This is a genomic window from Paracoccus actinidiae (genome assembly GCF_030863885.1).
GTDB lineage: Bacteria > Pseudomonadota > Alphaproteobacteria > Rhodobacterales > Rhodobacteraceae > Paracoccus > Paracoccus everestensis.
The window spans coordinates 1,123,270-1,144,084 of sequence record NZ_CP132956.1; the positions used below are offsets into that span (position 1 = coordinate 1,123,270).

General features: G+C 66.6%; 19 protein-coding genes. 6 read left to right on the top strand and 13 right to left on the bottom strand.

Annotated elements, in window-relative coordinates:
- Positions 1-11: 11 nt before the first annotated feature.
- On the bottom strand, positions 12-452 hold the full coding sequence (locus tag Q5701_RS05650) for a hypothetical protein (protein ID WP_306754258.1): 441 nt from the start codon (positions 450-452) through the stop codon (positions 12-14).
- A gap of 274 nt (positions 453-726) precedes the next feature.
- On the opposite strand from Q5701_RS05650, the gene Q5701_RS05655 reads away from it, so the two are divergent.
- Both Q5701_RS05655 and Q5701_RS05660 read left to right on the top strand, forming a co-directional pair.
- On the top strand, positions 727-2,562 hold the full coding sequence (locus Q5701_RS05655; protein WP_306754259.1) for a di-heme-cytochrome C peroxidase: 1,836 nt from the start codon (positions 727-729) through the stop codon (positions 2,560-2,562).
- Positions 2,563-2,569: 7 nt separating this feature from the next.
- Positions 2,570-3,811: a cytochrome P450 gene (locus Q5701_RS05660; RefSeq protein ID WP_306754260.1), complete on the top strand. Its 1,242-nt coding sequence runs from the start codon at positions 2,570-2,572 to the stop codon at positions 3,809-3,811.
- A 4-nt stretch (positions 3,812-3,815) separates the two neighbouring features.
- Here the strand turns inward: Q5701_RS05660 and Q5701_RS05665 are convergent, their stop codons facing one another.
- The 5 genes from Q5701_RS05665 to Q5701_RS05685 form a co-directional block, all read right to left on the bottom strand.
- Positions 3,816-5,651: a response regulator gene (locus Q5701_RS05665; protein WP_306754262.1), complete on the bottom strand. Its 1,836-nt coding sequence runs from the start codon at positions 5,649-5,651 to the stop codon at positions 3,816-3,818.
- The gene (locus tag Q5701_RS05670) at positions 5,644-6,504 is read right to left on the bottom strand and encodes a CheR family methyltransferase (protein ID WP_306754263.1); all 861 of its coding nucleotides are present in this window, start codon (positions 6,502-6,504) and stop codon (positions 5,644-5,646) included. The genes Q5701_RS05665 and Q5701_RS05670 overlap by 8 nt, the downstream gene beginning before the upstream one ends.
- Positions 6,501-9,587, bottom strand: a complete 3,087-nt coding sequence (locus Q5701_RS05675; RefSeq protein WP_306754264.1) for a response regulator — start codon at positions 9,585-9,587, stop codon at positions 6,501-6,503. The genes Q5701_RS05670 and Q5701_RS05675 overlap by 4 nt, the downstream gene beginning before the upstream one ends.
- Before the next feature lie 174 nt (positions 9,588-9,761).
- Complete coding sequence (locus tag Q5701_RS05680) at positions 9,762-10,874, bottom strand: ParB/RepB/Spo0J family partition protein (protein WP_306754265.1); 1,113 nt, start codon at positions 10,872-10,874, stop codon at positions 9,762-9,764.
- On the bottom strand, positions 10,867-12,261 hold the full coding sequence (locus Q5701_RS05685) for an AAA family ATPase (protein WP_306754266.1): 1,395 nt from the start codon (positions 12,259-12,261) through the stop codon (positions 10,867-10,869). Before Q5701_RS05685 ends, Q5701_RS05680 begins: the two co-directional genes overlap by 8 nt.
- A 517-nt stretch (positions 12,262-12,778) precedes the next feature.
- Between Q5701_RS05685 and Q5701_RS05690 the strand changes: the two genes are divergently transcribed.
- The gene (locus Q5701_RS05690; protein ID WP_306754267.1) at positions 12,779-13,963 is read left to right on the top strand and encodes a replication initiation protein; all 1,185 of its coding nucleotides are present in this window, start codon (positions 12,779-12,781) and stop codon (positions 13,961-13,963) included.
- Between the two features lie 77 nt (positions 13,964-14,040).
- Here Q5701_RS05690 and Q5701_RS05695 read toward each other — a convergent pair whose 3' ends face one another.
- The 4 genes from Q5701_RS05695 to Q5701_RS05710 all read right to left on the bottom strand — a co-directional run bounded on the left by Q5701_RS05695 (position 14,041) and on the right by Q5701_RS05710 (position 16,798).
- Entirely contained in the window at positions 14,041-14,802 is a 762-nt protein-coding gene (locus Q5701_RS05695; RefSeq protein WP_306754268.1) for a DUF4394 domain-containing protein, read from the bottom strand.
- Positions 14,803-14,876: 74 nt separating this feature from the next.
- Positions 14,877-15,431 carry a fasciclin domain-containing protein gene (locus Q5701_RS05700; RefSeq protein WP_306754269.1) on the bottom strand — a complete coding sequence of 185 codons (555 nt, stop codon included), beginning with the start codon at positions 15,429-15,431 and terminating at the stop codon, positions 14,877-14,879.
- Positions 15,432-15,539: 108 nt separating this feature from the next.
- On the bottom strand, positions 15,540-16,247 hold the full coding sequence (locus tag Q5701_RS05705) for an anti-sigma factor (protein WP_306754270.1): 708 nt from the start codon (positions 16,245-16,247) through the stop codon (positions 15,540-15,542).
- The gene (locus Q5701_RS05710) at positions 16,244-16,798 is read right to left on the bottom strand and encodes a sigma-70 family RNA polymerase sigma factor (protein WP_306754271.1); all 555 of its coding nucleotides are present in this window, start codon (positions 16,796-16,798) and stop codon (positions 16,244-16,246) included. The genes Q5701_RS05705 and Q5701_RS05710 overlap by 4 nt, the downstream gene beginning before the upstream one ends.
- A gap of 139 nt (positions 16,799-16,937) precedes the next feature.
- On the opposite strand from Q5701_RS05710, the gene Q5701_RS05715 reads away from it, so the two are divergent.
- From Q5701_RS05715 to Q5701_RS05725, 3 genes are read left to right on the top strand one after another with little or no spacing between them, the layout of a single operon-like run.
- Positions 16,938-17,369: a DUF2231 domain-containing protein gene (locus Q5701_RS05715; protein ID WP_306754272.1), complete on the top strand. Its 432-nt coding sequence runs from the start codon at positions 16,938-16,940 to the stop codon at positions 17,367-17,369.
- On the top strand, positions 17,366-18,652 hold the full coding sequence (locus Q5701_RS05720; RefSeq protein ID WP_306754273.1) for a PQQ-dependent sugar dehydrogenase: 1,287 nt from the start codon (positions 17,366-17,368) through the stop codon (positions 18,650-18,652). Before Q5701_RS05715 ends, Q5701_RS05720 begins: the two co-directional genes overlap by 4 nt.
- A gap of 11 nt (positions 18,653-18,663) precedes the next feature.
- Positions 18,664-20,130 (top strand): NAD(P)/FAD-dependent oxidoreductase, encoded by a 1,467-nt coding sequence (locus Q5701_RS05725; RefSeq protein WP_306754275.1) that lies wholly within the window; start codon positions 18,664-18,666, stop codon positions 20,128-20,130.
- Between the two features lie 107 nt (positions 20,131-20,237).
- Here Q5701_RS05725 and Q5701_RS05730 read toward each other — a convergent pair whose 3' ends face one another.
- The 3 genes from Q5701_RS05730 to Q5701_RS05740 all read right to left on the bottom strand — a co-directional run bounded on the left by Q5701_RS05730 (position 20,238) and on the right by Q5701_RS05740 (position 20,787).
- A complete protein-coding gene (locus tag Q5701_RS05730; RefSeq protein ID WP_306754276.1) occupies positions 20,238-20,414 on the bottom strand; it encodes a hypothetical protein in 177 nt (58 codons plus the stop codon).
- A gap of 71 nt (positions 20,415-20,485) precedes the next feature.
- Positions 20,486-20,662, bottom strand: a complete 177-nt coding sequence (locus tag Q5701_RS05735) for a hypothetical protein (protein ID WP_306754277.1) — start codon at positions 20,660-20,662, stop codon at positions 20,486-20,488.
- Positions 20,659-20,787: a hypothetical protein gene (locus Q5701_RS05740; RefSeq protein ID WP_306754279.1), complete on the bottom strand. Its 129-nt coding sequence runs from the start codon at positions 20,785-20,787 to the stop codon at positions 20,659-20,661. The genes Q5701_RS05735 and Q5701_RS05740 overlap by 4 nt, the downstream gene beginning before the upstream one ends.
- Between the last annotated feature and the right edge of the window lie 28 nt (positions 20,788-20,815).

A 20,815-nucleotide genomic window follows, 5' to 3' on the forward strand; every position in this document is an offset into this window, starting at 1 on the left:
TGGGGCGGTTCTTATCCGCCCAGGCCTCCGAATCCGCCGCCAAAGCCGCCGCCGCCGAAACCGCCGCCCGGCGCGCAGCCGCCGCCGCATTCGTTGATGCAGTCCTGGATGATCGTGCAGGCCCGGATCGTGCATTGCTGGACGATGCAGGGCTGGATGATCGTGCAGGCCCGCACCGTGCAGGCGCGGATCGTGCATTGCTGGACCACGCAGGCGCGGATGCATTGCTGGATCACGCAACTGTCCGGCACCGGGGTCAGTTGCTGCGTCATTTGCCCGGCCTCGGTGCCCGTGGCGGCGCCCCCGCCCCCGGCCATTCCCCCGGCCATCATCGACGCGACCTTGTGATAGGCGCGCATTTCCTCTTCGGTGACCTGCATCCCCTTCAGCTTGTCCTCAAGGTCGGCCACCCGCATTTCAAGGGTCTTTTCGGTCTCCTTTGTGTCGGCCATTCTGGAATCCTCCACCACTGGCGCGATTGTTCCGTGATCTTAATATGCCACGAATCGGCGAAATTGATAATCAAAACCTGTGAAATTACTGCGGACCGCAGGATCCCAATTTTCTTCATGATTTTGTTGGGATTTTTTGAATGGCAAACGTTCGAGTTTGGAATGGATCATCGGGATTTCCGGCCGACTCGGGTGGAATAATGTTGATTATCTTTCCGAATTATAGGACGCTGATCCTGTCTTGTTACGACACCGCAAATTCGGAGCATTCCTCATGCGGCCGAGCTGGTATCCGGTTGCCCGTTTTTCCGGGCTGAAAACGCCGCCTCTGCTGGCAGGCGTCCTGGCCGCAACCCTGGCTACGGCCGGCTGCCGGAACAACGGCGAGACCGTCCAGGCCGACCAGGGCTGGAGCCCCCAGCAGCGCGAGGCCTGGTATTTCGCCACCCAGGGATCGCGCCTGATGCCGCGCGCCTGGTTCGACGCCCTGGAACGGGCGGATGCCGACCAACCCTTTGGCGACATCGACCACCTGTCCCGCTTCGGCTTTCTGCCGCCCCCGGACGGCAGCGACCGCATCCTGCCCATAGGCTTTGCCAATGATCGCCAGCCGGACGCGGACTTCAGGGTGACGGGCCTGCGGTGGTACGAAGGCCAGCGGGCCGAGGGCGAGGCGGTCGAACCCTGGCTGGGCCTGAACTGCGCGGCCTGCCACACGGCCCGGATGCGCCATGACGGGGTGGACTATACCATCGACGGCGGCCCGTCCCTTGTGGATTTCCAGGGCTTCATCGAGGATCTGGACGCGGCCCTGCACGCCACCCGCGCTGATGCGGACAAATGGGACCGTTTCGCCGGGGCCGTCCTGGCGGACCGCGACACGCCCGCCAACCGCGACCTGCTGGCAGCGTCCTTTGACAAGCTGCTGGCATGGCAGGATCTGACCGCGCAGATGAACGACACCGACCTGCGCTATGGTCCCGGACGGCTGGATGCGGTGGGCCATATCCTGAACAAGATCCTGATGTTCAATGGCGCGGCGGCGGGCGACGGCAACCCCGCCAACGCGCCGGTCAGCTATCCTTTCCTGTGGGGCATCGCCAAGCAGGAACGGGTGCAATGGAACGGCATCGCCCAGAACAGCCGGTTGCAACTGCCCGGCGACGACCTGGAATACGGCGCCCTTGGCCGCAACACGGGCGAGGTTCTGGGCGTGTTCGGCGAAATCCTGATCACCCCGCAACTGCCCGGCGCGGGCGCGCTGATCCATTACCAAAGCTCGATCCGCACCCGGAACCTTGTGGAAATGGAGTTGCTGGTCAAGGACTTGCAGTCCCCCGCCTGGCCCGCCACCTTTCCGGTCATCGACGAGGATCTGCGCGGCCGGGGCGAGGCGCTGTTTTCCGACCATTGCGCCGCCTGCCACCTGACCGAGCGCGATCAGCGCGCGGGCGAGCCTACCGAACGGATGCTGGCCTTTCAGGATACGGGAGGCGAAAACCTGACCGACATCTGGATGGCCTGCAACGCCTTTGTCTATTCCGGTCCGACCGGTCCCATGCAGGGGGTGCAGGACAATACCGGCCAACGCCTGCGGGCCGAGGCGCCGGTCGCCAATATGCTGGCCACGGCGGTGCGCGGCGCGTTGATCGCGCAGGCCCCGGATCTGGTGCGCGCAGGCTTCAACAATTTCTTCGGCATCCGACATCTGCCGGGGATCGAGGTCGGACCGTCGTCCGAGGATCCCCGTGCCGCCGACCGCCTGGCCTGCCTGACCACGCCCGATGTGGCGACGCTGGCGTACAAGGCGCGGCCCCTGGACGGGATCTGGGCCACCGCGCCATACCTGCACAACGGATCGGTCCCCTCGCTGTACGAACTGCTGCTGCCGCCCGACAGGCGCAGCCGCGAATTCTGGGTCGGCGGGCGCGACTTCGACCCGGTGAACGTGGGCTATGTCGGCACCGAGGGCACCGGTTTCCTGCTGCGCAGCCATGACGACGCGGGCCGGGTGATCGAAGGGAACAGCAACGAGGGCCATGTTTATGGCGCCGACCGCTTTTCGGACGACGACCGGCGCGCCTTGGTCGAATACATGAAATCCTTGTGAGAACACCATGGGCCAGCACCTCGACCGGATCGACGCCCTGCCCGCCCCCGCCCGATGGGCCGAGGCGCGGCGCCTGATCTTTGCCGATCCCCTGCCCTTCCTGGCGGAACTGCGCGAAGAACGGCCCGTCTGGGATCTGGGCCGGGTGACGCTGGTCACGCGATTTGCCGATTGCATGACGGTGCTGCGGCGCCACCAGGTCTTCGGCGTGGACCTCTATGCGCCCAAGCAGGGCGGCTATTTCATGGCCCAGGACGACACGGCCGGTCACTGGCGGGAAAAGTCGCTGATGAAGACCGTCCTGGATATCGAGGACATCCCCCGGATGCGCGACTGGATCGGCCAACGCACGCGCGATCTGCTGGACGGCCCCCCCGGCGATTTCGACCTGGTGCGCCGGGTGACGCGGGGCGTGCCCGTGGATCTGGTGCAGGAATGGTTCGGGCTGACCCGCGCCGATCCCGACAAGCTGATCGACTGGTCATACTGGAACCAGCAGGACGCCTTCTGGAACCAGCCTTTCGACGACGTGATCCCCGGCATCGACCAGGACGCCATCATCGAGAAACGCAAGCGCGCCAGCCTGTCCATGGCCTTTTATCTGGGCCGTCTGGTCGCGCGGCGCACGGCGGCGGTCCGGCTGGGCAGCGACGCGCGCGATCCCGCGACGCGGGTGGTGCGGCTGGCCCTGGACGGCGGGCTGGAGTTCGGGCTGCGGGATGCGATCTTCAACATCGGCGGGTTGCTGATCGGCGCGGTGGAAACCACGTCCCACGCCGTCTGCAATGCGCTGACCGAACTGCGCCGCGATCCCGCGCGTTGGGCCGCCGCCCATCACGCCGCCCGGACCGGGGGCCCGCCCTTTGACGGCCATGTGTTCGAGGCGCTGCGCTTCAACCCGGCCTTCCCCTATTTCTTCCGGGTCTGCCATCGTCCGACCGAACTGGCCCCGGACACGCCCTTCCGGACGACCGTTCCCGCGGGCGCCACGGTGCTGGCCATAACCCATGCGGCGATGTTCGACCCGGCGGGCTTTCCCGATCCCACGCGGTTCGATCCGGGCCGCGACCTGTCCGACAGCTTCACCTTTGGCATGGGTCACCACGCCTGCCTGGGCCGCCACGTCGCCGCCGCCATGGTGCCAGAGATCCTGCGCCAGATCCTGCTGGCGGACCGGATCACCCTGGCCCCGGCACCCGATTACCGCGGCGGCACGGTTCCGGCCTTCTGGGCGACGACGCGGGCCTGAGGCGTCATTCCGCCGCGCGGGCCGTGGGCAGATATAAAAGCTCGGACAGGATCTGGCGCAGCGATGCAGGGGGAAAGGGCTTCTGGATCAGCGGCGCATCCTCGAATCCCTGGGGCAGGTGTTCGCGGCCATAGCCGGACACGAAGCAAAAGGGCACCGCCCCCTGGCGCAACGCGTTGGCCACCGCATCGACAGGCTGGCCCTTGAGGTTGCCGTCCAGCAGCGCCAGGTCAAAGCGTTCCTCTGCCAGGGCCGTCAGGGCGGCATCGACAGTGCGGGCGATCTGGACACGGCCCGCGCCCGCAAGCTCCAGTTCCGCCTGGATGTCCAGCGCAACCAGAGGCTCGTCCTCGACCACCAGGATGGCGCAACCGCGCAAGACGGTGCCGGTTCCCGCCGGGCCATCAGGTGCGGCATGGACGGGCGCTGAGGCGCCGTCCAGGGCCTTGGCCCCGTCCGACAGGCGGATGGTCCAGACGACCCCTTCGGGGCGCCAGTCGGCGGCCACGGCCCCGTCCTCGCCCCCGGCGACCGCGGCGATCAGGTCCGATCCGAAACCGCTGTGTACGGGCGGGACCACGGCAGGCCCCCCGGTTTCGCGCCAGGTCAGGCACAGGCCCCCGTCGTCAAGCCGCCAATCCAGGTGGACAACGCCCCCCGGCACCGACAAGGCCCCATATTTCGCGGCATTGGTCGCCAGTTCGTGCAGGGTCAGCGCCATGCGCAGCATGGTGTCGGGCGTCAGTTCGACCGCAGGCCCGTGGCGGCGCAACCGGTCGCCGTCCAGGGTGCCCACGCGGATCTGGTCGTCGATCAACTGGTCCAGCGGCGCACTGGCCCAGGTCGAATCCGACAGGATGGAATGGGCGCGCGACAAGGCCTGCAACCGGCCCACGAAGCTTTTCTCGAACTCTGCCAGGTCGCGCGACCGGCGCATCCCCTGCCGCGCGATGGCCTGGACATTGGCCAGCGTGTTCTTGATGCGGTGGTTCAACTCGCCCACCAGCAGGGACCGCACTTCCTCGGCCCGCTTGCGGTCGGTGATGTCCAGGATTTGCAGCGACAAGGTGCGCTGCTGTTTGCCCGACAGGATGGATCCGTAAATCTCGCAGGGGATCGGACCCCGCCCGGCATGGCCCAGCGTCATTTCCGCCGAATGGCGGGGTTCCCCGTCCCCGGGCGCCAGCCATCCTGCCAGGATGGCCGCCCCCTCCTCGTCCAGCCAGCCGGTGCCTGCAGCGGGCTGACCCAGCAGGTCGGCTGCGCCCCGCCCGAACATCCGTTCGGCGCCCTTGGACCAGTCGCGGATTACCAGATCCTGATCCAGCGTCACGAAAGCCAGCGGCGAATTGTCGGCATGGGCGCGCAGCAGGCTGGCCGCGCGGTCGCGGTCATGGGCAATGCGCTGCATCTCGTCGTGCTGGCGTTGCAGGTCGCGGGCCTGGCGGCCGATGCGAAAGAACACCTCGGCCTTGGATTTCAGCACCACGGGGTCGATGGGCTTGAAGATGTAATCGACTGCACCCGCCTCGTATCCCCGGAACCTGCGGGTTTCATCCCGTTCAGCGGCGGTGACGAAGATGATGGGCACGCCCCGGGTGCGTTCCGTGGACCGCATCAGTTCCGCCAGATCGTATCCGTCGGTACCGGGCATATGCACGTCCAACAGCGCCAGGGCGTAATCATGGACCAGCATCAGCTCCAGCGCCTCGGACGCGGACTGGGCGTGATCGACGATCAGCCCGTCCCGGCGCAACAGCGCATCCAGCGCCAGGATGTTTTCGGCGATGTCATCGACGACCAGGAAACGGATGGCGGTATCGGGCATGGTGTCAGGCATGGGCGTCTTCGTGGCTGGCGACGCGCCGCCAGATGCGGTCGGGTTCGTCGAAGGCGGCGAAATGCCGGGCATGGGGCGAAAAGCGCAGGGTTTCGTGCGACCCCAGGCCCAGGAACCCGCCCCGTGTCAGCGCCCCGGCGAACAGGCCCAGGGCGCGGTCCTGCAAGGGACTGTCGAAATAGATCAGGACATTGCGGCACGACACCAGATGCACCTCGGAGAAGACCTGGTCGGTGGCCAGGTTGTGTTCGGTAAAGACCGTGCGGTCCCGCAGCCCCCGGTCAAAGGCCACCCGTCCATAAGCGGCGGTGTAATGATCCGCAAGCGTCCCGGTCCCGCCCGCACGCTGATAATTCTGCGAAAAAACCGGCAGGCGGTCAATGGGATAGACGCCCGCCTCGGCGCGCGCCAGGGCGCGGCGGTTGATCTCGGTCGCATAGAACAACGTGCGGTCGAACAACCCTTCCTCGCGCAGCAGGATCGCCAGGGAATACAGTTCCTCGCCGTCCGCGCAGCCCGCCACCCAGACCTTGAGCGAGGGAAAGGTCCGCAGATGCGGCACCACCTCGCGCCGCAGCGCCAGGTAATAGCTGGGGTCGCGGAACAGTTCGCTGACCTGCACCGTCATGGCGTCGATCACGTCGGGCAGGATGGCGGGGTCGCGCAACAGCCGCCCCTGCAGTTCCGACAGGCTGGCACAGCCCAGCCGTTCGCGCGCCAGTTCTGCCCGCCGGATCAGAGAGGCGCGGGAATAGGACCGGAAATCGTAATGCCAGCGGCGGTGCAGCGCCTCGAGGAACAGATCCAGTTCCACCACATCGGCGGGATCGGTGGCGACGGGCTCGACCGTCATCGCGGCATCCAGACCCGGGTCAGCGACAGCAGCTTGTCCACGTCCAGGGGCTTGGACAGGTAATCGTTGGCCCCCGCCTCGATGCAGCGGTTCTGGTCCTCGGCCATGGCCTTGGCGGTCAGCATGATGATGGGCAGCGTCTTCCAGCGGTCGATCTTGCGGATCTCGCGCGTGGCGGTCAGCCCGTCCATTTCCGGCATCATCACGTCCATCAGCACCAGATCGACGCGCGGCGCGGCGCCGTCGTTGATGCGGCCCAGGGCTTCCAACGCCTCGCGCCCGTTCCGCGCGATCTGGACGGTGGCGCCATGCGGCTCGAACACCCCGGTCAGGGCATAGACATTGCGGATGTCGTCCTCGACCACCAGGATCCGCCGTCCTTCCAGCTGCGCGTCGCGGTTCAGCGACGCGGCCAGCATCTGGCGCTGCTTTTCGGGCAGTTCGGACACCACCTGGTGCAGGAACAGCGTCACCTCGTTCACCAGCCGTTCGGGCGATTTCGCACCCTTGATGATGATCGACTTGGAGTACCGGCGCAGTTGCTGTTCCTCGGCATCCGACAAGGCGCGGGCGGTATAGACGATGACCGGCGGAAAGGCCGCCGTGCCGTCGCCGTCCAGCCGTTCCAGCAGGTCGAACCCGGATGCGTCGGGCAACGTCATGTCCAGCACGATGCAATCGACCGTCTGGCTTTGGCAGATCCGAAACGCCTCGGCTGCGGTGCCCGCGCCCACGGTTTCCACCTCGTCGCTGGCCAGAAGGGCGCGCAACCCCTCCATCTGGGCGGGGTCGTCCTCGACGATCAGGACGCGGCGCAACCGGCCCTGCAGGCGCTGTTCCAGGCTGCGGATGGCGGTTTCCAGCTGCCCCCGCGCCACCGGCTTCAGCATATAGCTGATCGCCCCCTGGGCCATCGCCTCGTGCATGTAATCCTCGGCCGAGATCACATGGACGGGGATGTGCCGCGTGGCCGTGTCGCGCTTCAGCCGGTCAAGCGCGGACAAGCCCGAATGATCCGGCAGGCGGATGTCCAGAACGATCGCATGGGGCAGGAACCGCTTGGCCGCGCGCACCGCGTCGTCGGCCCGGTCCACGCAGACGCAGCGGAAGCCCAGTTCATGGGCCAGGTCAAGCAGGACGCCCGCAAAGGCCGGATCATCCTCGACCACCAGCATCACCCGGTCGCCCGGCGCGATGATGTCGCGGTCGTCCGACAGCCCCGGCAGGGCCGCAAGCGGCGCGTTGTCGTCACCCCCCTGCCCTGCCGCGGCCAGGTCGGGCGCGGGCGAGGCGTCGGGAAGCCGCGCAGGTGCCGGCGCGGCGGCGTCCGGCCTGTCCGGCAAGGTCAGGGTGAAGGTGCTGCCCCGGCCCGATCTGCTGTCCAGGGTGATGCGCCCGCCCAGAAGGTCGGCCAGTTCGCGCGAAATCGACAAGCCCAGGCCCGTGCCGCCGAAGCGGCGGGAAATGGTGCCGTCGGCCTGGCGGAACGCCTCGAAGACGGCGTCCTGCTGGCCTTCGTCGATGCCGATGCCGGTGTCGGTGACCGAAAACGCGGTCCCGCCGCCCGTCGCGGGCGCGATGCGCAGCGTCACCCGGCCGCGTTCGGTGAATTTCAACGCATTCGACAGGAAATTGCGCAGCACCTGTTCCAGCCGCGCCGGATCCGTCTGGACCCGTCCCAGGCCCGGCGCCAGTTCGAACCCCAGTTCCAGCCCCTTGGAACGGGCCTGTTCCTCGAAGGCACGGACCAGCTTCTTGGCAATGCTCCGGGGGTCGATGGGTTCGACCGCGACCTCCATCTTGCCGGCCTCGATCTTGGACAGATCCAGGATGTCGTTGATCAGGACCAGCAGATCCTTGCCGGAACTCTCGATGGTCTCGGCCCAGCGGACCTGTTCGGGGGTCAGGGTGCGGCCCCGGTTCTCGGCCAGCAGCCGCGACATGATCAGCAGCGCGTTCAACGGCGTGCGCAACTCGTGGGACATATTCGCCACGAATTCGGATTTATAGCGGCTTTCGCGCGCCAGTTCGACCGTCTTGCCTTCCAGGTCGCGGCGCGACCGGGCGAGGGCGTCGCGCTGACTTTCCAGTTCGGTTGTCTGGATCTCCAACTGGCTGTTCTGCTGTTCCAGCTCGGCCTGCTGTTCCTCCAGCCGCCGCTGGCTGTCCTGTAGGACGCGGCTTTGTTCCTCCAGTTCCTCATTGGTTGCGGCCAGTTCCTCGGCATGGCTGCGCAGTTCCTCGGCCTGGTGGCGGGTTTCCTCCAGCAATTCCTGCAAGCGTTGCCGGTAATGGACCGACCGCAGCGCCAAGGCCAGTCGTTCGCCCACCCGGCCCAGCAGATCCGTCACCCGCCCCGGGGGCGGGGCGTCAAAGCCGAATTCCAGGATGCCTTCGGTCTGTCCCCCTTCGCGCAGGGGCACGATCAGGACATGGGCCGCACGCCCCTGCGCCAGGCCGGACCCCCAGCCAAGCGCCTGGTCGGGCGCCAGCGTCAGTTGCACGACCCGCCCTTCCGACAGGCTGCGGGCCAGATGGCCGGAAACGCCCCGGTCGGGTGCCACCGTCCCGTCGACCCCCCAGGCCGCCAGCCGGTCCACGCTCCCTGCCTGCGTGCCGTATGCCAGGGCCGCCCGCGCGCCCACCCGTTCGGCCAGCATCGCCAGGGCGCTTTCGCCCAGTTGCACGGCACTGGGATCGCCCTGAACGACCTGGGATATCTCGACCTCGCCTTCGCGGATCCAGGCTTCCCGGGCCAGATCCTTGCGGCTTCGGATCAGGGTCCGGCCCATGTTGCCCAGGACCAGGTACACCAGGCCCGCCATGGTCCGGTTGAGCGCGGCGATGCGCGGATCGATGCCCGCCTGCCCGTCCAAGAAAAAGGCCGCCGCCATGGCCAGTCCGGTAACAACGGCAGTCGCCATCGGCACCCAGGACATGGTCGTCAGGAAGCTCAGCGCCAGCGGTATGATATAGATCAGCCAGACTGCCGTGCCCAGGCGGACGTAAAGATCGAAGATGAAAACGGCACAAATGATAAGGGCGATCAGCGACAGGATCACCAAGTCTTTCGTCTTTGTCACAGCCTCTCCTTGGCTTGCGGCGGCAGGTCGTCTGGCCGCAGGCGGCCAGCGTCGAACGCCTGTCTGGGGGATGTGGTTCCCCGACGAGGTTGCAAAACGGGGGCGGCGAGGCAACCCCTTGCAGATGCTTGCACCAAGTTTACGTAAGGTAAACTTTGGGTTTCGCAGCGAAACCTATTTTTCCAACAGCGACCGGATTTCCGCCATCAGGCTGTCCATCAACTCGTCGTCGATCATGCCTCCTTCCAGGCGCAGAACATGGGCCATGCCGTCCCGGGCGCGGCGAATGGTGATGCCGCTTGTGGTGCGCAGGGTCTGCCCGTCGATCCAGCCATATTGGACCGGCGCGGCGGTGCGCGGCCGACCGCCGCGCGACGGGCTGCGGGGGGCGGCTTCCGATCTGGCGATCACCGGCTCGACAAGCTGCCATTCCTCCTCGGCATCCTGGGGGTTGCCCGATGACAGGGCCTGGCGCAGGCGTCCCTCGGATCCGTCCCGCAGGGCGGTGGACAGGCGCAACCCGCGTTTTTCGGTCAGCGCCTCGGGGAACCGCAGCATATCGCCCAGTTCCTCGAAGATCAGGGCGAAGGACCGGACCTTGGACCGCTTGGCCTTGGACCCGGTGGCGAACAGCCGGTTCACCGCGTCCTCGACATTGGCGAAGGCACCTTGGTTGGCGGCGATCACGGCGATGCGGCCGCGTTCGAAATGGCTCAGCTCCTCGCGGACCTCGTTTTCCTCGACCATGGCGACAAAGGCGGCGTCGGCCTGGGTGCGGGGCCGGACAAGGGCGCGGATCCGGGCATGAGCGGCCGATCCCGTCAGGTCATGCAGCGCCCGCATGGCGTGCAGCCGGCGATAGCCCGACAAAAGGCCATAGCGCATTCCCTGCCCGCCCGGGCGTTCCAGTTCGAACACCTCGATCGGCAGGCGCAGCCCGTTGGCCGCGATCGACAGGCGCAGTTCCGTCATCTCGCCCTCGTCCATGACCATGCGGTCGCGGATCATCGCGCCCTCGTCGATCTGCTCCAGCGGCAGTTCCACGATCAGCAGCCCCTGCCCTTCCGCCTTTCGCAGCCGTTCCGCATCCGCCTGGTCGCGCGCCCGCGCGGCCCGCGCATCGGCCGTTTCCACCGATCCCCGCGCGGCCGTATCGGCGGCAATCTGGGCGATGGGCGCGATGCCCGGCCCGACCGAAGGCCGGCCATGGGTTTCGCGGCGAAACTCTGCCTCGATCCGGGACAGGTCGTCGGTGCTGGGGGTTTCCAGGCGCCTGCGCTTAACCATTGGCCTTCTCCCGCTCGGCTTGGTCCATCTGAAGATCGCGCCACCAGGCGCCCAGGATTAGTTCCTTGACCTCGGCCCAGGTGCGATCAAAGGTTTCGCGTCCCCTGACATAGGTGTCGCGGTTGAACTCGCGGTAATCGGCCTCGTAGATGCCGTTTACCTGTTCGCCCGCTTGGCCGACCATGGCGGTGACGTCCTGGCGGAAGGTGGTCATGAAATCCCCGAAATAGGCCTGGATGACATTGGCCAGATCCGTCTGCTGGGCGGCATCGAAGCGGGTGATGATCGCACGCACGGCATCCCATTCGAAGCGCATCTCGGGCAGGCCTTCCCGACGACGGGCGGCGTTTTCCCCATCCTCGACGCTGGCAAAGGTGGAATAGAGCATATCGAAAAACCGGCCCGTCGAATCGAATTCCAGAAAGGACGCGCCCAGCGGCACCAGCAGGATGTCAGCCGCGGCAAGCGCATTGATCGTCAGGTAGCCAAGCGCGGGCGGCGTATCCAGGATGATGATGTCATAGTCGTTGACGATCCCGTCGCTGGTCAGTGCATTGCCAAGCGCGTCCCACAACGGCCAGCCGCGCAGGCCCATTCGCCAGACGGGCACCTGGAATTCCGCCCAGTACAGGTTCAACTGCGCGCCCAGCAGGTCGATGTTGGGCCAATGGGTCGTCTGGATTACGTCGCGGGCGGTGATGGTCAGCGCCTCGGTCAGGGTCTCGTCGAAGGGCAGGGGAGGTTGGCCCGCAGCTTCCCGGACGCGGTTCTCGCCTTGCAGGGCCAGGGCATAGTCCTTGGCCAGCAAAGGGAACGCGGTGGACCATTCGTCCCCCACCTTGCCCCCCATGATCGAGGTCATGCTGCCCTGGCTGTCCAGGTCGATCACCAGCACCTTGTAGCCGTCAAGCGCCGCCGACATCGCCAGATGCGCGGCGGTCGAGGTCTTGCCAACGCCGCCCTTGAAATTGGCGACGGCTATGGTCTTGGCGGGCAACCCCTCGGGGCGCCAGGGGCGGTATTCCCGGCCTGCCGCACCCTCGGCCGCGAAGTGGTCGCGCAGGCGCAGCACGTCGTCCAGGCTGAACCACTTGGAATTGCCTTCGCCGGTGCCCTGGGGCAGGTCGGGGAACTTGCGCAGCACCCGGCGAAAATGGGCGGGGGCCACCGGAATCAGGTATCGGCACACCTCCCAGGTGGAAAAGCGGCGCAGGCGTTTCTGGCCGTCGGGGGCATAGCCGCGTTCAGCCAGATCCTGACGCCCCCGTGCGGCAAAGGCGGCGGCCTTGGCAAAGCGGGCAGTGTCGATGGGTTCTGACAATCGCCGGGCCGCCTTGGCGGGATCGATGTTGAAGTAAGGGGGCAGGGGGTCTTTGCCTGTGGACATGTCATCGTTCCAGGGATGTGCTGCAGATTGCAGTCTTTCCGCAAACTCCGGCACATGGAAAGGCAAAAGTTCTGGAATTAGGGCAAGTTTCGCCGCGAAACCCTGTATATATCCTGAAAAGACCCTCTACGATTTAAGGATCTATGACTCTCTTTAAGATCTTTACCCTCATTAAATTATTTTTCCTCAATGGGTTAATCGCCATAGGGCACCCATATTCAGGATGAAAGGCACCCATGAGCAGGATGATGGGTGCCCGATTCCGGGATAGGAGGATCCGATTCGCAGGATCGGGCCAATTTGGTCCTTCAAAGGCGCAACAGGGGGCAAGATGCGGTCTTGAACTCACATTCCATCCTGTAAAAGGGCACCTTTAAAATCGGCACATACTATTAGGCACCCGTTTGCGGGACGTTGCTTCGCCGCATTCCGCAACCCTTATGGTGCCCCAGGCGTGATTGCCAACGGGCACCTTTGTTGCCATGATGCAGAAAACCCGCAGCTTTCGGACAGGCCCATGCAGGATATTCCGCGCGATCAACTGGCTGGCGCTCTGCGCCGGGGGGCGGTGAAAAAGCACGTCGCGGCGATCCATGTGTCGGGCAAGCTGACGCTGTTGCAGCGCAAGCTGTCCAACGTGCTGCTGCTCAACGCCTATGACACGCTGATCACCAGCACTCGCCACCAGATCGACGCGCGCACCCTGTGCCTGATGATCGGCTATAATTCGAACGACATGGACACGCTGAAGCAATCGCTGCGCGGCTTGGCCGAAACGGTGGCGGAATGGGATATGCTGGACGAAAAGGGCCAGCAGGAATGGGGTGTCAGCAGCCTGTTGTCCTTTGCGCGGCTGAAGGGCGGCGTGTGCGAATACGCCTATTCCCCGGCGCTTGCGGAAAAGCTGCACGATCCCAAGGTATTCGCGCTGATCAACCTGAACATCCAGCGGCGCTTCACATCCGGCCATGCGCTTGCGCTTTATGAAAACTGCTATCGCTTCGTGCGCACGGGATCGACGGGATGGTGGCCCATCGATCTGTTCCGCCGCCTGATGGGGGTCGATGGATCGGCCTATTACGAGACGTTCAAGCACCTGAACGCCAAGATCATCAAGCCCGCCGTGGCCGAGGTGAACAAGACCAGCAACATCGTCCTGACGCCCGAGGTCCGCAAGGCGGGCCGGGCCGTCACCGATATCCGCTTTCTGATCGGGGAAAACCCGCAACTGGCGATCCTGGACATCGACGACGGGGAAGGGGCGCGGCATGGCCCGGTCTATGCCCGGCTGCGCGCGCTTGGCGTCAGCGACCGGCTGGCGCGCCAGTGGCTGACATCGCATGGCGAGGATCAGGTGCTGGCGAAGCTGTCCTATGTCGAGGGCAAGGACGGGGTGCGCAGCAAGATCGGCTATCTGACGGCGGCGCTTGACGGTCCTGCGCCCATGCCTGCGCCGGTGGGGCAGGGGCCTGTGCCCTCGCCGCGCGCCGAACGGCTGCGCCGGATACTGGAGGCCGTGAAGGCGCGCACCCCCACGCAGCGCGACGCAGACAAGAGGCTGTTTTCCAGCCAGCTTACCAACGCCCGGCTGCGCGAGGATTTCGAGCGCCACGGCTGGATGTCACCCTTGAACGCCGAGCGCATCGCGGGTTTCTGGAAGGAGATCTCGCCCGACCTGATAGCGGGCCAGGTCGAGGGGTGATCGCAGGGCGGGGTGGACCCCACCCTGCGGAGGACCGTGCCTGGATGGCGACCTTTGCCAGTCAGGACCGGGGCCGGTCAGTCCGGCAGAACGGCGATGTCGCGCAGATCCACGCCCTCGATCCGGGCGACGGGACTGGCCGCGCCGCTTTCCAGATCAACCGAGTGGATCCCGCCCGCCGCCACCAGCCAGGCGCGGTTGTTCCCCTGGCCGTCGGCGGCGATGTCGAATGCGGCCTGGGCCGGGGTCGCGCCCAGTTCGCCCACCGGGTTCAGAACGCCGTCATTGGGCGGATCCTGCAAGACCAGCCAGCCAGCCGCACCGTCGATGGCGTAAAGCTGGGTGGCGTCAGTCCCCGCCACGGAATTGGTATAGGCCCCGGCGATCACGCCCGGACGGGTGTCGCCGCTGGCATAGGAATGGCTGCCGTCGGTCACGACCTCGCCCGTGTCGACGGTCACGCGCAGGCTGGTGCCGTCGCTGCCCATCACCCGCAGCTTGTCGGCGACCGGGTTGAAATCGACGGTCGCGGCCACGCTTGCGGGCAGGGTGGTCGCCAGCGTGCTGACCTTCTGGGCCGCGCCGGTCATGTGGTCGATCACCGCCAGGGTGCCGTCGTCGTAAAGGCCATACAGCTTGCCATCGGCGGGACGGACGTCGATGCCCAGCAGGCGCGCATCCACGCCGGTCACGGCAACGCCGCCGGTGCGGGTCCAGGCATCCGTGTCCAGCCAGTGCAGGTCGTTGTCGGCGCCAAGGCCCACAAGGGTCGTGGCGAATGCGGGCGCGGCCAGGGAGGACAACAGCAGGGACAGGCAGACGGGTTTCAGTGCAGCCATATCGCGTTCCTTTTCAGGGAATGGATTAAAAGGGGCAGACGGGACATCCCGCCTGCCCGAAAGGTTGGAGCCGGTCAGCTTTTGGGCAGCAGCACCGCGTCGATGACGTGGATCACGCCGTTCGACTGATCGACATCGGCGATGGTGACATTGGCCACGGTGCCGTTTTCATCTGTCAGGGTGATGGTGCCGTTCGCAGCCTGCGCCGTCAGCTTGCAGCCGCCCAGGGTTTCCACGACATGGCTTCCGCCGTCATCGGCGATCATGGTGGCGATGGCGTCCGACATCGCCTCGGCCCCGACCACATGGCAGGTCAGGATGGTCGTCAGGGTTTCCTTGCTTTCAGGCTTCAGCAGGGTTTCGACCGTGCCCGCAGGCAGCGCCTCGAAGGCGGCGTTCACGGGGGCGAAGACGGTGAAGGGACCGGGACCGGACAGGGTTTCGGCCAGGCCCGCGGCCTGCACGGCGGCGACCAGGGTGGTATGGTCGGCCGAATTGGCGGCGTTTTCGACAATGGTCTTGTCGGCCATCATGGCGGCGCCGCCGACCATCGGGTTGTCCTGAGCCATGGCTGCGCCGGTGACAAGCGACAGGCTAGCCGCAACAAGGGCCGTGGTGATCGTTTTCATGACAAATCCTCCTTGAGTGTCGCCCCCCATCGGTCGGGGGATGCAAGCAGTCACGAAGGGGCGGCGATGATAGTTTCAGGGCCGTAGGGATTTTTTTTTGCCGGCGCGTCAGATGCCGCGCAGGTCGCCCGCCGCCACCACCGCGCCGCTGGGCAGGCCGGTGGCCGATCCGCCCTGCGGTTCCAGGGTGATGGCCAGTTGCGCCCCCGCCTCGACCAGGGCGCGGGTGCGGTCGTCCACGGCCAGATGCGCCGCAGCCTCGCCCGCGGGAATGACGCCCAGGGATACCGGGGGACGCTGTGGATCCCGGATCACCCACAGTTCGAAATCCTGGCCTGGGGCGGGATTGCCCGACAGGTGCGACAGGCCGACCGCGCCGTCGTCCGTGTCATAGACTGCCATGTAATGCACGTTGCTGCCTTCATGCGCCAAAAGCGCGACCAGGCGCATTTCGGGCGTGGGCGGGGGGGGCGACAGCAAGGGCAGCGACAGGGCCAGCAGGAAAGCCGCCGTTGCGGCGGCGGTCAGGCCGCGCCACAACGCCAGGCTGCGCCACGCGCCGGGGCGTTCGGGAACCGCGCCGAACAGCCGCAGGTCCAAGGCGCCCTTTACCGCCGGGGGCAGGACGGCGGGCGCAAATTCGTCGGCCAGGGGCAGCAACCGGTCCTGCCAGTCGGCCACAAGGCGGGCAAAGGCCGGGTCGATGTCGGCGCGCCGGGCCAAGGCCGCCTGGTCTTCGTCGGGCAGCACCCCCAGGGCGAATTCCGCTGCCAGGATGTCATCGCCCCCTTCGGGCAGATCGGTGTCCACGCTCATTGCTCCAGACACTCCTTGAGGCGCAAGAGGCTGCGCCGCAGCCAGGTCCGCATGGTGTTCAGAGGCACGCCATGGCGCAGGGCCAGGTCGGCATAGCTGTCGCCTTCGAGATAGGCGCCCTTGACCGCCGCCGCGCGGTCGCCGTCCAGTTGCGACAGGCAGCCGTCCAGTTGCCGGCGTTCGGCGCGCGCGATGCTGCGGGCCTCGGGGGTGGGGGCGGGGTCGCGGATGTCGAGCGCGGCGTCGTCGATGCCGCCGGTGACATCGCGCCGCATCCGCAACCGGTCGATGGCCTGGTTGCGGGCAATGGCGATCAGCCAGGACATCGGGCTTTGACCCGTGACCGAAAAGCGGTCGGCCTTGAGCCAGATCTTGACGAACACCTCCTGCACGGCTTCCTCGGCCTCGGCCTTGTTGCGAAGGATACGAAGGCAGGTGCCGAAAAGTTTCGGGCCGGTCGCCTGGTACAGCCGGTCAAAGGCCGCCCTGTCGCGCAGCGAAACGCGCAGGATCAGCCCCGAAATGTCGTCTCCGTCGTGGATGTCCCGCATTCCCGCATCCTGCCCGCGCATCGCGCCAGAATGCACGTTCGCGGTCCCGGCGCAAGGATCGGCAACTGCGGGGGGAAACCCTGCCCGTTGCAGTTGCGTTCATTCCACAGCCCGAAAGACGGTCAGAAAAGGAAACACCATGGTTGCCCTGTCCGCCCCTGTGGCTCTCAGACCCCCTCATCCCCTGCACGCGGTCCTGCTGTCCTTTCCCTTTCCGCTGTTTCTGGGAACGCTGCTCAGCGACATCGCCTATGAGCGCAGCTACCAGATCCAGTGGTCGAACTTTGCCCAATGGCTGAACGCCGCGGGCCTGCTGGCGGGCGGTTTCGTCCTGCTGTGGGCGCTGATCGCGCTGTTTCGCCGCCATGGGCGCAGCGACCGGCGGCGGGTCGTGTATTTCGTGCTGGTCCTGGCGATGTGGGTGCTGGGGCTGTTGAACGCCTTTGCCCATGCCAAGGACGCCTTTGCCATCTTCCCCGAGGCGTTGTGGCTGTCGGCGATATCGGCTGCCCTGGCCTTTCTGGCGTCCTGGGTCGGCTTTACCGGTTTCCGGGCCGAGGGATGGAGATGATGACGATGCGCAAGTTCCTGACGATCACCACCCTTGCGGTCCTGCCCCTGGGCGCCCTGGGCCAGACATCCACCGGCACCGAACCGGCCCTGCCGGAACCCCGGCGCGGGCTGTTGCCCGACATGGTCATTCCCCGGCCCGCCGGCTGGGGCGACGACCTGCCGACCGTGCCCGATGGATACACGATCACCGCCATTGCCACAGGACTTGCGATCCCGCGCCAGACGCTTGTGCTGCCCAACGGCGACATCCTCGTGGCCGAGGGCAAGGGCCAGGGCGCACCCGCCCTGCGACCCAAGGACATCATCGCGGGATTCATCAAGGCCCTGGGCAAAAGCCCCGTTCCGGGCGGCAACCGCCTGACGCTGCTGCGCGACGGGGAGGGCGACGGCACCTATGAAACCCAAGGGGTCTTTGCCGAGGGGTTGAATTCCCCCTATGGCTTGGCGCTGATCGGCAACGAGCTGTTCGTGGCGAACCAGGACGCCGTGGTCCGGTTCGACTATACCGACGGCCAGACCCAGGCCAGCGGCCCGCCCGAAACGCTGACCGACCTGCCCAAGGTGATCAACCACCATTGGACCAAGGCCATGACGGCCAGCGCCGACGGGCGGTTCCTGTATGTGGGCATCGGGTCGAACAGCAACATCACCGAACGCGGCATGGAGGCCGAGGAAGACCGCGCGATGATCTGGCAGATCGACGCCCAGACCGGCGCGCACCGCCCCTATGCCACGGGCCTGCGCAACCCGACCGCGCTGACCATCCAGCCCGACAGCGGCCAGTTATGGGCCGTGGTCAACGAAAGGGACGAGATCGGGCCGGATCTGGTTCCCGATTACCTGACCGCCGTGCAGGACGGGGGCTTTTACGGCTGGCCCTTCAGCTATTGGGGGCAGACCGTCGATGAACGCGCCCAGCCCCAGAACCCCGACAAGGTGGCCTCGGCCATCGTGCCCGATTACGCGCTTGGCGCCCATGTCGCGGCCCTGGGGGTGGATTTTTCCGACCCGGTCATGGGGGGGGGCTTTGCCGAGGGCGCCTTTGTGGGGATGCACGGCAGTTGGAACCGCAAGGATCCGGTCGGCTACAAGGTGGTCTTCGTGCCGTTCCAGAACGGGCAGCCGTCCGGCGAACCCGTCGATTTCGTATCGGGCTTTCTTTTGGACGCGGACAACACCCGGGGCCGGCCGGTGGGCGTGACCCTGGATCCGCGTGGCGCGCTGATCGTGGCGGACGATCTGTCCAACACGATCTGGCGGGTCGCGCCCGACGGGTCCTGACGGGACGCGCCATGGGCCATCGCGTTGTCGTGGTCGGGGCGGGGTTCGCGGGCCTGCAACTGGTCCAGGATCTCAGGGGCGCCCCGTGCCGGATCACGCTGATCGACCAGCGGAACCACCACCTGTTCCAGCCCCTGCTGTATCAGGTGGCGACCACCCTGCTGTCCACATCGGAGATCGCTTGGCCGATCCGCCGCGTGCTGCGCGACCGGCCCGAGGTGACAACCCTGCTGGCCCGCGTCACCGGAGTGGACCGGCAGGCGCGGGCCGTGACGCTGGAGGATGGCACGCAGGTGCCCTTTGACACGCTGGTGCTGGCGACGGGCGCGCGTCACGCTTATTTCGGCCATGACGATTGGGAAGTCCACGCCCCCGGCCTGAAGACGCTGGAGGATGCGACCACCATCCGGCGCCGCCTGCTGCTGGCCTTCGAGCGCGCCGAGCTGACGCCCGATCCCGCCGAACGCGACGCGCACCTGACCTTTGCCATCATCGGCGGCGGGCCGACCGGGGTGGAGCTGGCGGGCATCGTCGCCGATCTGGCCCACCGGGTTCTGCCGCGAGAGTTCCGCCGCATCGACACCCGCACCTCCCGCATCATGCTGATCGAGGCCGGGCCGCGCCTGTTGCCGGTCTTTGCCCCCGCCTTGTCCGATTACGCGGCCGCCGCCCTGCAACGGCGCGGCGTGCAGGTTCTGACCGGCCGTCCCGTGACCGACCTGTCGGCGCGTCACGTGACCATCGGCGACGAGGACGTTCCCTGCCGGACGGTGATCTGGGCGGCGGGGGTCCAGGCCTCGTCCGCCACCGCATGGCTGGAGGCCGAGGCCGACCGGGCGGGGCGGGTGATGGTGGGGGCGGATCTGACCCTGCCGGGCGACCCGCAGATCCTGGTTCTGGGAGATACCGCCCATGTCGAGGTGAACGGCAACCCCGTGCCCGCCCTGGCCCCCGCCGCCAAGCAGCAGGGCCAATACGCGGCCCGCCTGATCCGGGGGCGTCTGGCGGGGCGGCCCGCGCCCGGACCCTTCCGCTATGCCCATCAGGGAAACCAGGCGACCATCGGACGCAACGCGGCAGTGATCGACTTTGGCCGCCTGCGGCTGACGGGCCGGCTGGCCTGGTGGATCTGGGGCATCGCCCATATCTACTTCCTGATCGGCGTGCGGTCCCGCCTGGCCGTGGCGATCAACTGGTTGTGGAGCTTCCTGTCCCGCCAGAACCCGGCCCGCTTGATCACGCAGAAAGACATTCTGCGGGCGGGCGGCGGGGGAACGCAAGACACCGTAGGGGGTTGGTCCGCAGGAGGACCATCCATGACCCGCGAAACCCCCAAGCAACCCAATCCCGCCACCGATCCCCCCCGGCAGAACAAGCAGGGCGATCACGAGGGCGTCCCCCATTCGCCCGAGGAGTTCGACGTGATGAACCCCGCAAAGGCCGAAAAGACCCCCGGCGGGCCGCAGGAAAACCAGTAAGGCAGATGGCCCGGTTCACAGACCGGGCCATTTCCGTTCCTTGGCGGATATGAACCCTGCCGGGCCGGATGCGCCGTCCGTTCCGGCACCTTGCATGGCGTGTGCATTTATCGCAGCGGCGCGTCGAGCAGGCCCGCCGCGATGCCGTTGCGGATGATCTGCGCATCGGTGGGTATGGTGGCCTGCATGGCGTTGGCCTGACGAGGGCGTCTGTCATTCGGCCGTGCCGGGGACAGGGGAAATGCCGCTTTGTCCCGGACTTCGCGGAAGCGAACAAATGCCAAGTCACCCCGTGCAAGGCGGGGCGCGGACCCCCGTTCCCGGGTCCGGCGTGTCCCCCTCCGCGCGGCGAGCGTCAGGCCTGGGGCGTGGCCCGGCGCCGGTTCAGGATCGACCGGACGGCCATGCGGTTGGCCGCCTCCTGCCCGATGCCCAGGGCCATGCAGTTCTTGACGATGGCCTGCATGATCTGCATCTCGGCCTCGATCGGGGCGGGTCCGGTTCCCGTCGGCAGCGGAGCGGGCGGGATCACTTGGATTTCTTGGCGATCATGCCGGCCACCGCATCCTTGGTGCTGGGGGCGGCGGCGATCACCTTGGGCTTTTCCTTCTTGGGCTTTTTCTCGTCACGTTTTCGCTTGTCCATGCCCTTGGCCATGACCGGCTCCTTCCTAGGCCGCCGCAAA

Coding starts and splice junctions, on each gene's coding strand:
- Q5701_RS05650 (WP_306754258.1), bottom strand. CDS start 452: ATGGCCGACACAAAGGAGACCGAAAAGACCCTTGAAATGCGGGTGGCC.
- Q5701_RS05680 (WP_306754265.1), bottom strand. CDS start 10,874: ATGGTTAAGCGCAGGCGCCTGGAAACCCCCAGCACCGACGACCTGTCC.
- Q5701_RS05665 (WP_306754262.1), bottom strand. CDS start 5,651: ATGCCTGACACCATGCCCGATACCGCCATCCGTTTCCTGGTCGTCGAT.
- Q5701_RS05740 (WP_306754279.1), bottom strand. CDS start 20,787: ATGGCCAAGGGCATGGACAAGCGAAAACGTGACGAGAAAAAGCCCAAG.
- Q5701_RS05695 (WP_306754268.1), bottom strand. CDS start 14,802: ATGGCTGCACTGAAACCCGTCTGCCTGTCCCTGCTGTTGTCCTCCCTG.
- Q5701_RS05725 (WP_306754275.1), top strand. CDS start 18,664: ATGGGCCATCGCGTTGTCGTGGTCGGGGCGGGGTTCGCGGGCCTGCAA.
- Q5701_RS05700 (WP_306754269.1), bottom strand. CDS start 15,431: ATGAAAACGATCACCACGGCCCTTGTTGCGGCTAGCCTGTCGCTTGTC.
- Q5701_RS05670 (WP_306754263.1), bottom strand. CDS start 6,504: ATGACGGTCGAGCCCGTCGCCACCGATCCCGCCGATGTGGTGGAACTG.
- Q5701_RS05655 (WP_306754259.1), top strand. CDS start 727: ATGCGGCCGAGCTGGTATCCGGTTGCCCGTTTTTCCGGGCTGAAAACG.
- Q5701_RS05685 (WP_306754266.1), bottom strand. CDS start 12,261: ATGTCCACAGGCAAAGACCCCCTGCCCCCTTACTTCAACATCGATCCC.
- Q5701_RS05705 (WP_306754270.1), bottom strand. CDS start 16,247: ATGAGCGTGGACACCGATCTGCCCGAAGGGGGCGATGACATCCTGGCA.
- Q5701_RS05690 (WP_306754267.1), top strand. CDS start 12,779: ATGCAGGATATTCCGCGCGATCAACTGGCTGGCGCTCTGCGCCGGGGG.
- Q5701_RS05715 (WP_306754272.1), top strand. CDS start 16,938: ATGGTTGCCCTGTCCGCCCCTGTGGCTCTCAGACCCCCTCATCCCCTG.
- Q5701_RS05660 (WP_306754260.1), top strand. CDS start 2,570: ATGGGCCAGCACCTCGACCGGATCGACGCCCTGCCCGCCCCCGCCCGA.
- Q5701_RS05710 (WP_306754271.1), bottom strand. CDS start 16,798: ATGCGGGACATCCACGACGGAGACGACATTTCGGGGCTGATCCTGCGC.
- Q5701_RS05720 (WP_306754273.1), top strand. CDS start 17,366: ATGATGACGATGCGCAAGTTCCTGACGATCACCACCCTTGCGGTCCTG.